This window comes from Amycolatopsis sp. NPDC000009, from assembly GCF_055563465.1.
In genome coordinates, this window is the sequence record NZ_JBVHDI010000019.1 from 62,897 (window position 1) to 72,200 (window position 9,304).

At 69.9% G+C, this 9,304-nt stretch carries 13 protein-coding genes; 4 read left to right on the forward strand and 9 right to left on the reverse strand.

Annotated features, from left to right (window positions below; genetic code table 11):
• Positions 1–112: 112 nt before the first annotated feature.
• Entirely contained in the window at positions 113–700 is a 588-nt protein-coding gene (locus ACZ3HL_RS34940; protein ID WP_465535577.1) for a hypothetical protein, read from the forward strand.
• Here the strand turns inward: ACZ3HL_RS34940 and ACZ3HL_RS34945 are convergent.
• The 7 genes from ACZ3HL_RS34945 to ACZ3HL_RS34975 all read right to left on the reverse strand — a co-directional run bounded on the left by ACZ3HL_RS34945 (position 684) and on the right by ACZ3HL_RS34975 (position 5,622).
• On the reverse strand, positions 684–1,559 hold the full coding sequence (locus ACZ3HL_RS34945; protein WP_465535578.1) for a diacylglycerol/lipid kinase family protein: 876 nt from the start codon (positions 1,557–1,559) through the stop codon (positions 684–686). The two genes, ACZ3HL_RS34940 and ACZ3HL_RS34945, sit on opposite strands and share 17 nt — an antisense overlap.
• 7 nt (positions 1,560–1,566) lie before the next feature.
• Positions 1,567–2,538, reverse strand: a complete 972-nt coding sequence (tatC, locus tag ACZ3HL_RS34950) for a twin-arginine translocase subunit TatC (RefSeq protein WP_465535579.1) — start codon at positions 2,536–2,538, stop codon at positions 1,567–1,569.
• A gap of 95 nt (positions 2,539–2,633) precedes the next feature.
• On the reverse strand, positions 2,634–2,969 hold the full coding sequence (gene tatA / locus ACZ3HL_RS34955; RefSeq protein ID WP_465419385.1) for a Sec-independent protein translocase subunit TatA: 336 nt from the start codon (positions 2,967–2,969) through the stop codon (positions 2,634–2,636).
• Positions 2,970–3,007: 38 nt separating this feature from the next.
• Positions 3,008–3,217 carry a bacteriophage holin gene (locus ACZ3HL_RS34960; protein ID WP_219152056.1) on the reverse strand — a complete coding sequence of 70 codons (210 nt, stop codon included), beginning with the start codon at positions 3,215–3,217 and terminating at the stop codon, positions 3,008–3,010.
• A gap of 9 nt (positions 3,218–3,226) precedes the next feature.
• Complete coding sequence (locus ACZ3HL_RS34965; protein WP_465535581.1) at positions 3,227–4,204, reverse strand: helix-turn-helix transcriptional regulator; 978 nt, start codon at positions 4,202–4,204, stop codon at positions 3,227–3,229.
• Positions 4,201–5,181, reverse strand: coding sequence for a helix-turn-helix transcriptional regulator (locus tag ACZ3HL_RS34970; RefSeq protein WP_465535582.1), 981 nt, complete (start codon positions 5,179–5,181; stop codon positions 4,201–4,203). The genes ACZ3HL_RS34965 and ACZ3HL_RS34970 overlap by 4 nt, the downstream gene beginning before the upstream one ends.
• 9 nt (positions 5,182–5,190) lie before the next feature.
• The gene (locus tag ACZ3HL_RS34975) at positions 5,191–5,622 is read right to left on the reverse strand and encodes a winged helix-turn-helix transcriptional regulator (RefSeq protein WP_465535584.1); all 432 of its coding nucleotides are present in this window, start codon (positions 5,620–5,622) and stop codon (positions 5,191–5,193) included.
• Positions 5,623–5,726: 104 nt separating this feature from the next.
• On the opposite strand from ACZ3HL_RS34975, the gene ACZ3HL_RS34980 reads away from it, so the two are divergent.
• From ACZ3HL_RS34980 to ACZ3HL_RS34990, 3 genes are read left to right on the forward strand one after another with little or no spacing between them, the layout of a single operon-like run.
• Positions 5,727–6,665, forward strand: a complete 939-nt coding sequence (locus ACZ3HL_RS34980) for an NADP-dependent oxidoreductase (protein WP_465535586.1) — start codon at positions 5,727–5,729, stop codon at positions 6,663–6,665.
• Between the two features lie 37 nt (positions 6,666–6,702).
• Entirely contained in the window at positions 6,703–7,155 is a 453-nt protein-coding gene (locus ACZ3HL_RS34985) for an SRPBCC family protein (RefSeq protein ID WP_465535588.1), read from the forward strand.
• Positions 7,152–7,850: an SDR family oxidoreductase gene (locus tag ACZ3HL_RS34990; RefSeq protein ID WP_465535590.1), complete on the forward strand. Its 699-nt coding sequence runs from the start codon at positions 7,152–7,154 to the stop codon at positions 7,848–7,850. The genes ACZ3HL_RS34985 and ACZ3HL_RS34990 overlap by 4 nt, the downstream gene beginning before the upstream one ends.
• On the opposite strand, the gene ACZ3HL_RS34995 is transcribed toward ACZ3HL_RS34990, so the two are convergent.
• Both ACZ3HL_RS34995 and ACZ3HL_RS35000 read right to left on the reverse strand, forming a co-directional pair.
• Positions 7,847–8,710, reverse strand: a complete 864-nt coding sequence (locus tag ACZ3HL_RS34995; protein WP_465535591.1) for a TIGR03620 family F420-dependent LLM class oxidoreductase — start codon at positions 8,708–8,710, stop codon at positions 7,847–7,849. The two genes, ACZ3HL_RS34990 and ACZ3HL_RS34995, sit on opposite strands and share 4 nt — an antisense overlap.
• Positions 8,711–8,781: 71 nt before the next feature.
• Complete coding sequence (locus ACZ3HL_RS35000; protein ID WP_465535593.1) at positions 8,782–9,123, reverse strand: ArsR/SmtB family transcription factor; 342 nt, start codon at positions 9,121–9,123, stop codon at positions 8,782–8,784.
• Positions 9,124–9,304: the final 181 nt, after the last annotated feature.

The following is a 9,304-nucleotide window of genomic DNA, read 5'->3' on the forward strand; positions in this document are numbered from 1 at the left end:
TTCGTCAGGGTTCCATACCCCACCGACAGTTCGCACTCGGTGTGACGATCTCGGGAACGGCCGCCACCCCCGCGTCATCCAAGGGGTGGATCCGTGATCGAGAGGGGACCCCATGGAGATCGCTTGCCCGCGATGCGCGCAGATCGACCAGGTGCAGAGTGTGCCGGCGGTGTTCCAGAGCGGGCAGACGACCCACCGGGTGCGAGGGGGCATGACGGCCATCCCGGCCGGCGACGGCGTGGTCTACACCGCGACGGCGCACACCGGCGTGTCGGTGACCGCGACCGCCGCGTCGCTCAACCCGTATCCGGTGCCCCGCGGCGGCGGCTGCTTCCTGGCGCTCGCGCTGGTGCTGCTGATCCCCGCGTTCGTGTTCCTCGCCTTCGCCAACGACGTGCTGGACGAGAACGTCGCGCCGAGCGCCGACGGCAGGGCCGCGCAGTACGTCGGGGCGTCGATCTTCCCGGTCGGCGCCTTCGCGCTGGTCGCCTTGTTCGCCGTCCTGTTCGTGCTCCGGATGCGGCGCAACGCGCGGATCCGGCGGGGCATCCCGGACGCGCTCGAGTACTGGCGGCAGGCGTGGTTCTGCCACCGCTGCGGCGGGGTGTTCTTCCCGGGCGGCGAACTCATGTCGGCCGCGACGTTCCGCGGGCAGGTGTGGCGCGCCGGCGACTACGCCGGGCTCACCCGACGACGGTGAGCGCGCTGGGGACGCAGGTGACGTCGAGCGGCAGTCTGCCCAACGGCTCGCCGTCGGCGTACACGGGCAGGTCACTTCCCGCCAAGTGGATCTGACTGGCTTTGAGGACCCGCACCGCCGGATGGGCGATGTGGTCTCCCGACCGGACTCCGGGCAGCATGCGAAGAAGGTCCCGCCGGGTCGCCTCGCCGACGACGGTGACGTCGAACAGGCCGTCTCCGGGGTCCGCGCCGGGACAGATCGGCATGCCACCGCCGTAGAACGGGGTGTTGCCGACGGCGATCATGGTGGCGTCGAGTTCGAGTGTCTCGACGTCCGTGCGGAGCACGACCGGCCGGGGCCGGAACGCGGCGAGTTCGGCCAGGATCGCGACGTCGTAGCGGCGCGGGCCGCGAGGCCAGGTCAGCCGATTGGCTCGTTCGGTGACCAGGGCGTCGAAGCCCGAGCACAGCACCGTGGCGAACCATTCGCCGCCCGCCCGGCCGAGGTCGATCCTCCGCCGTTTCCCCTCCGCGATCCGCCTGGCGACGAGATCCGCGGCGGCGTGCGGGCGTTCGGGGATCCCGAGCGCCCTGGCGAAGTCGTTGCCGGTGCCCGCGGGCACGAGCCCGAGCGCGACGCCGGATTCGGCGCAGAATTGGACGCCTTGATGCGCCGCGCCGTCACCCCCGAGGACGACGAGGACGTCCAGCCCGGCCGCGCGCGAGTCGGTCATCAGCGCGCGGGATTCCTCGACCGTATGGGCGACGAGGACGTCGAGCCGGTCCACGACGGGTCGCAGCCGCGCCGCGACCGACTCCATCAGCCGCCCCGCGGCCCCGTCACCGGAGGCGGGGTGGACGGCCAGTGCGGCGTGCATCCCGGGCTCAGGTGACGTCGTCGGTGCTGGTGCGCTTGCCGTTCGTGGCGGCCGACGGCTCCTCGTCGATCGTGCTCGGCGTGTAGTCGAACGGCGCGGCCTCGTCGTCGGCGAGCTGGTCCCAGCCCTCGGTGCCGCGTTCCTTGTCGAGCTTGCGGTCGTGGAAGCGCGCGATCTGGATGGAGAGCTCCAGGAGCACCACCAGCGCGCCGGCCAGGGCGAGCATCGAGAACGGATCCGAACCGGGCGTCGCGAACGCGGCGAAGACGAACACGACCATGATCAGGCCGCGGCGCCACTTCTTCAGCGTCTGGTACTTCAGGACGCCGACGCGGTTCAGCATCACCACGAACAGCGGTAGTTCGAAGCTGACGCCGAAGATCAGCAGCAGCGACAGGATGAACGAGATGTACTTGTCACCGGTGAGGGCGGTGATGAACTGGTCGCCACCGAAGTTCATCAGCAGCTCGAGTGCGTGCGGGATGAGCAGGTACGCCAGGACGGCGCCGGCGGCGAAGAGGATCGACGCGAAGAAGACGAAGGTGAGCGCGTACTTGCGCTCCTTCGAGTAGAGGCCGGGCGCGATGAACGCCCAGATCTGGTAGAGCCACAGCGGCGCGAGCAGGACCGCGCCAGCGGCGAGACCCACCTTCAGCTGGATCATGAAGGCTTCGAACGGGACCGTCTGGAGCAGCTGGCAGGGACCGTTGAGTTCCCCGCCGAGCCTGCGCTGGTACGGGATACCGCAGTACGGGCCGGTCATGATCTGGCCGAGCGACGGGATCGGGCCCACCCTGGTCTGGAACCAGAGGAAACCGATGATCCCGCCCGCCAGGATGGCGAGCAGCGCGAAGCCCAGACGGCGCCGGAACTCGTAGATGTGCTCGATGAGCGTCATCGTGCCGTCGGGATTGGTCCGACGGCTGCGCTTGCGCCGCTTGGTACCGCGGCGCTCCTCACCGGAGGCGGAATCCGCCACTGGACAGTCCGTTCTCGTCAGGGTCCACCGTGAGCGCGCCGCGACTTCGGCGCGCTCATCCGCGAACAGGCTCCGCTTGGCTGACTAAAGAGCGCTCAGCTGGCGTTCTTCTGCGCCTGCTCGGCCGGAGCGGGCGCGGCGGCCTGCTGCTTCTTGAGCTCGTCGAGCTGACGCTGGAGGTCGGCGACCTGCTTGTCCTGCGCGGTCGCGGCCGGCGGCGCGGGCGTGGTGGCCTGCGGCAGCTGCTTGGTCTCGACCTCTTCGGTCTCGGCGGCCTTGTCCTTGTCTCCGGCCATGTCCTTGGTCTCGGCCTTGAAGATCTTCATGGACTTGCCGATGGACCGCGCGGCGTCGGGAAGCCTCTTGGCGCCGAACAGCAGGACAACGACGAGCACCAGGATGATGATGTGCCACGGCTGCAGCGCGTTCATCGTTTGCGGCCTCCTTCTCGAGTCTCTCGTATGTGATGTTACCGGTCTTCGAGCCCACGTCGTTGCGCGATCGCCACGCGCAGCGCGGCCGACCGGGCGCGAAGGAGCCCTGTCCGTTTTCGGGTGTTCGTAGCCACCATGCTCATCGTATGGGTGAGTACGCGCAAGACTCTGCGTAATTTGATTAGCAGAACAAAGAGCACGATCAGCCCGGCGACGGCGAGCGCGATGCTCGGCAGGTACGACACGGCGTCACCCTACTGCTCGTAGGTTGACGTTAGGTGACGAGCCCGGGCCAGCGCGTCGGCCGCCCGTCGACGAACAGCCTCTCCGAGCGCGACCGGGCTTTCGACCTGCGCGTCTCCGCCCAGCCCCAGGATGAGCCGGACCATCCACGACTCGTCGGCGTACCGCATCCGGATGCGCAGCCGCCCACCGTCGAGCTCGTCGAGCTCCTCGCAGGGGTAGTACTCGGCTACCCAGCGTGCGTCGGGGTCGAGGACGAGAACGGCTTCCTGCTGATCGGGACGCGGGCGGAAAACACCATCGGAAATGTCAGTGGGCCGCGCGTGCGCCGGCGGGACGGCGGGTTCGTCGAGCACGGTGAGCTCGTCGATCCGGTCGAGCCGGAACAGCCGGACGTCCTCGGCGCGGCGGCACCACGCTTCGAGGTAGCCGACCGCCTGGACGATGAGCAGCCGCATCGGATCGACGGTGCGTTCGGTGATCTCGTCCTTCGACGCGGTGTAGTACCGGATCCGCAACGCGCGTTTCGCGGTGAGTGCGGACCGGACGGCTTCGCGGGTGCCGGCGGTCTTCTTGCCTTCCCGCACTCCTCCGCCGACGACGATCCCCGACGGCTGCGCCTGCCCCGCGGCGGCCTCGATCTTCGCGATGGCGCGGCGGACCGCGTCGGCGTCGACCACTCCGGGCGTCTCGGCCAGCGCACGCAGCGCGACGAGCATGGCCGTCGCCTCGCCGCCGGTGAGCCGCAGCGGGCGGTTCATCCCGGCGTCGTGTGTGACGACGATGGTGTCGCCCTCGAAGGACAGGTCGATCAGGTCACCGGGGCCGTAGCCGGGCAGCCCGCACATCCACAGCAGTTCGAGGTCCTTGCGCAGCTGCTTGGGTGTGACGTCGAAGTCGTGCGCGGCGTCGTCGATCTTGATCCCGGGCCGGGCGAGCAGGTACGGCACGAGCGCGAGCAGGCGCGGCATCCGCCCGGTGGCGCTCATCGGGCACCGCCGGCGTGCGCGACGGCTTCGAGACGGCTGAAGACCGACTTCGCGAGCACCTCCGGTTCGAGGACGAGGACGTCCGGCCCGTGCGCGGTGAGCCAGTCCGCGGCGGATTCGGGGTAGTACAGCTCGATCTCCACGAGGTCGCCTTCTTCTCCCCCGGCGTCGCTGCGGCCGACCACCCGGCCACGACGGCGGACCCCGGCGGCCCGGCCGTCGGCGACCCAGACACTGGCGGTCGTCGGCGCGGATGGGTCCTCACCGCTGCTGGCGGACACCATCCGCAGCAAGTTGACACCTTCCGGGCGTTCGACCACCCCGGTCGCACCGAAGGCGTCGACCTTCCCGGTCACGCGCGAAAGTCGGAAACACCGGGGAGCGCCACGGTCCCTGTCGTGCCCGACGACGTACCAGCGGCCCTTCCACGACACCACGCCCCACGGTTCGAGGGTGCGGATCTTGCGTTCGGCCGAACCGCTGCGGCGGTACTCGAACCGCACCGCCTGACCGGCTTGGACGGCGGCGAGCAGCGGTCCGAACGCCGGTTCGGCGCGGACGCGGGGTTCGACGACGGTCGGGGCGTGGTCGTCGACCTCGACCCCGGCGGCGCGGAGTTTCACCAGCGCGCCCTGGGCCTCGCCGGTCAGTTCCGGGGAATCCCAGAGCCGGACGGCGAGGCCGACCGCGGTGGCCTCGTCGGGCGCGAGGTCGATCTCGCCGAGTTCGTAGTCGCGGCGCGCGATGCGGTAGCCGTCGATCGCGTCGAAGGCGGAGTTGCGGCCGGTCTCCAGCGGGATGCCGAGTTCGCGCAGTTCGGTCTTGTCACGCTCGAACATGCGGAAATACGCCTCGTCGCTGGCCGCGTCGGCGTACCCGGGCACGATGCCCCGGATCCGCTCGGCGGTGAGGTACTGCCGGGTGGACAGGAGGGCCAGAACCAGGTTGACCAGACGTTCGGCGCGTGCGGTGGACACCCGGCTACCCTAGCCCGCGCCGTCCGACCCGATGGTGAGAGCCGCCGTTCGCGCGTCGTAACGATCCCTGGCGGACTCGACCTCGTCGAACCTGGTCTCGGCCCAGTCCTTGATCCCGGCCAGCAGCTGCCGGAGGCTCCGGCCGAGTTCGGTCAGTTCGTAGTCCACGCGGACCGGCACGCAGGCGGTGACCGTGCGGGTCAGCAGGCCGTCCCTTTCCAGGGTCCGCAGGGTCTGCGTGAGCATCTTCTGGCTGACCCCGGCTATCCGGCGCGAGAGGTCGCTGTAGCGCTGCGGCCCGTCGCCGAGGGCGACCAGCACGAGGCTGACCCATTTGCCCGAGACCTCGTCGAGCAGTTTCCGGGCGGGACAGGCCGCGAGATAGGCGTCGTAGGCCCGTTTCCGTTCGTCCCGGCGTTCCTGTGCCGTGCGCGTGACCACGGTGCGCGTACCTCCGCGTGGGTTGGGCACCTCGAGGTGCGTACTTCCCGATGGAGAGTAACTCCCCATACGTTCGCCGGGGAACGATCCCTTGGAGGAGAACGATGCGCGCAGTGGTGGTCCGCCGGTTCGGCGGCCCGGAAGTCCTGGAATTCGCCGAAGTCCCGGTGCCCGTACCGGGAGCCGGGCAAGTGCGGGTGAAGGTGGCCGCGGCCGGGGTCAACCCGGTCGACGCCGCGACCCGTTCGGGTTTCCTGACCGAGGCGGGGATCGTCCCGCCGCGTGAAGTACTCGGACTCGGCTGGGATGTCGCCGGGACGGTCGACGCCGTGGGCGACGGTGTCACCGGATTCGCGCCGGGCGACCGTGTGATCGCACTTCAGGACCGGCCGTCGGCGGCGCTCGGCACCTATGCCGACTTCGTCGTCCTCGACGCGGACGCGATCGCCGCCGCCCCGCGGACGGTGTCGCTCGCGGAGGCGGCGACCTTGCCGCTGAACGGTCTCACCACGGTCCAGGCCCTCGATCTGCTCGGCCTTCCACCGGGTGCGACGGTCCTGGTGACCGGCGCCGCGGGAGCCGTCGGCGGCTACGCGGTCACCCTGGCGAAGGCCCGTGGTTTTCGCGTGGTGGCGGTCGCCGGTGCGGCCGACGAGACCTTGGTTCGCGGGTTCGGCGCGGAGATTTTCGTGCCACGTGGTGATTTCCTCGCTGATCGCGTGCGGGCGGTGTTCCCCGGCGGCGTCGACGCGGCACTCGACACCGCACTGCTCGGGCTCGAAGCGTTGGACGCGGTGGCGAACCGGGGCCGGTTCGTCGTGTTCGCGGCCGGAGCCGCCCCGATCCCGCTGCGGGGCATCAAGGTCGAGCACGTCTGGATAGCCGCCGACGGCGCGGCGCTCGCCGGGCTGGCGACCCTGGTCGACAACGGTGCGCTCGCCCTCCGGGTCGCCGACACCTTGCCCTTGGCCGAGGTGGTGAAAGCACACGAACGCCTGGCGGAAGGTGGACTCCGCGGGCGACTGGTCCTGATCAACGAATAAGTTGACGCTTAATTAAGCCTACGGTTATCTTCGCATCATGGACAACGAGGAGACCCGGATCGAACTCCGGCGCGAATACCCGGACCCCATCGAGGACGTCTGGTCGGCGCTCACCGATCCCGAGCGCACGGCCCGCTGGATCGGCACCTGGACGGGCGAAACCGGAGTCGGCAACACCATCATGTTGTCGATGACCGCCGAAGAAGGCTCCGAGCCGGGTCCCGCCGTCATCCGCGAATGCGATCCACCGAAACGGCTGGTCATGGATCTGCACAACACCGGCGAGCCGACCTGGCGGGTGGAGCTGACCCTGACTCCGCGCGGCGAGGGAACGGTGCTCGACTTCGTGCACCGGATGCCCAAGCCCGATTGGGACACCTCCGACATCGCCAAGGGCTGGCACTTCTACCTCGATCGGCTCGGCGCTTCCCTCGCCGGCGAACCTGTGCCGGAGTGGGACGGCTACACGCCGCCTAGTTTGGACGCATGAACGATCGAGTACTGCTGATCACCGGCGCTTCCCGTGGTCTCGGCGCGGCCACCGCGCGCCGGGCCGCGGTGGCCGGATTCCGGCTGGCGTTGCTCTCCCGCGACCGCGAGGCGCTGCTCCCGCTCGTCGCCGAGCTTGGCGAGGAAAGGGCACTCGCGGTCGCGGCGGACGTCACCGAGTGGGCATCGCTGTCCGCGGCCGTCGAGACGGTGAAGAGCACCTTCGGCAGGCTGGACGCTGTGTTCGCCAACGCGGGGCAAAGCGTCGTCGTCTCGTTCTTCGGCGACGGCGGCGCGGACCCTGAACAGTGGCGGGACATGGTGCTGACGAACGTCTACGGCACCGCCCTCACCGCGCGGGCGACCCTTCCGTCACTGGCGGAATCGAAGGGGCACCTCGTGCTCACCGGCTCGGTCGCCGGGCGCTACCACCGGCCGGGGAACCTCTATTCGGCGACGAAATGGGCGGTGACCGGGCTCGCCGGGTCCATCCGCGAGGAGGCCGTCGGCACCGGCGTGCGGGTCACGGTCGTGCAGCCGGGCCTGGTCGACACCTCGATGATCCCCGAGGACTCGAAATCCAAGCCGAAACTCGACCCCGACGACATCGCGAGGGCGGTGCTCTTCGCGCTGGAGCAACCGCCCTCGGTCGACGTCAACGAGATCGTGGTCCGCCCGACCGGCCAGGTCCGCTAGCGCGGCAGCAGCGAGCAGGCCAGCCGCCGCCAGTGCGGCATGGCCGATTCACCGGGCTCGACGCCGATGACCTGGACGCCGACGTGGTCGGCACCCGCGTCGAGGTGGCCGTGCAGTTTCGCGGTGACGGTCTCGAGGTCGCCCCAGAACACGAGGTCGTCGACGAGCCGGTCGCTGCCCCGGCCGCCGTCGATGTCGGCTTCGGTGTAGCCGAGGCGGAGATACTTGGCCACGTTGTACTTCGACGTCAGGTAGACGTGCAGATGCTCGCGGGCGATCGCACGCGCTTCGCCCGGGTCGGTTTCGAACAGCACGGCGTGCTCGACGCCGAGGAAGGCCTTCTCCCCCAGCACTTCCCTCGCCTGCGCGGTATGCGACACCGGCACGTGGTAGGTGTGCGCACCCTCGGACCGGTCACGGGCGAGCTCGAGCATCTTCGGCCCGTACGCCGCCAGCAGCCGCCGGATCGGCTGAGCGGGCAGCGGGTTCGCGCTGGTGACCGTGTCGAGTTCGTCGAGGTAGCCGTTCATCGCCTCCAGCGGCTTGACGCCGGGCTGTGCGCCTCCGAAACCGAGCCCGAGGACGTGCCTGCCCGGATAGGCGTCGGCGAGCAGGAGCGCGGCGCCGTGAGCCCACCGCGCCCCACGCGAGCCGATACGCGCGATCCCGTTGACCACGGCCATGCGTTCGGTGGACGCGAGCAGGAATCCGGCGTGGGTCAGCGCTTCGCGGCCGTCCCGTTCCGGGATCCAGATCGCGGGCCAGCCGAGTTCGTCCAGTTCTCGTACCGAATCCCGGAGCATGCTCGCGGGCTGATCCTCGAAGTCGAACGTCCAGATCCCGAAACGCCCCAGTTCCATCTGTCTCTCCTCAGGTCGAGTCCAACGTATCGAAGTATCGCAGATTTTCGATACGTTATTCCCGGCCGGGGTCAGATGGAACGTCCCAGCAGGTCGACGAGCTGCGCGATCCGCTGCTCGTCACGGCGATAGTGCGTCCACTTGCCCACCCGGGTGGACCGGACGAGCCCGGCGCGTTGCAAGAGCGCCATGTACGCCGACACCGTGGACTGCGCGAGCCCCAGCTTCGCCTGGAGATGGCTGACGCAGACCCCGACCTCGTTCTGGTCGGCGATGGCGTTCTCCGGCGGGAAGTGCCGGTCCGGTTCGCGCAGCCACCCGAGCACCTGGAGCCGGATCGGGTTGGCGAGCGCCTTCAACACCTCGACCAGCTGATCGGTGGTCTCCGGCACGGATTCGGCTTGTGCGGTCATGGCCCTCAGACGCTCGTGGTTCGCGATTCGTGTTCCAACCCTACTTGCCACCGAAGCGGGGGGGGGGGCCCCCCCCCCCGCGGGGGGCGGGGGGGGGGGGGGGGGCCGGGGGCGGGGGGGGGGCGGCGCGCCCCGGGCGCCGCCGCCGCCCGGGCCCCACCCCCCCCCCCCGCCCCCCCCC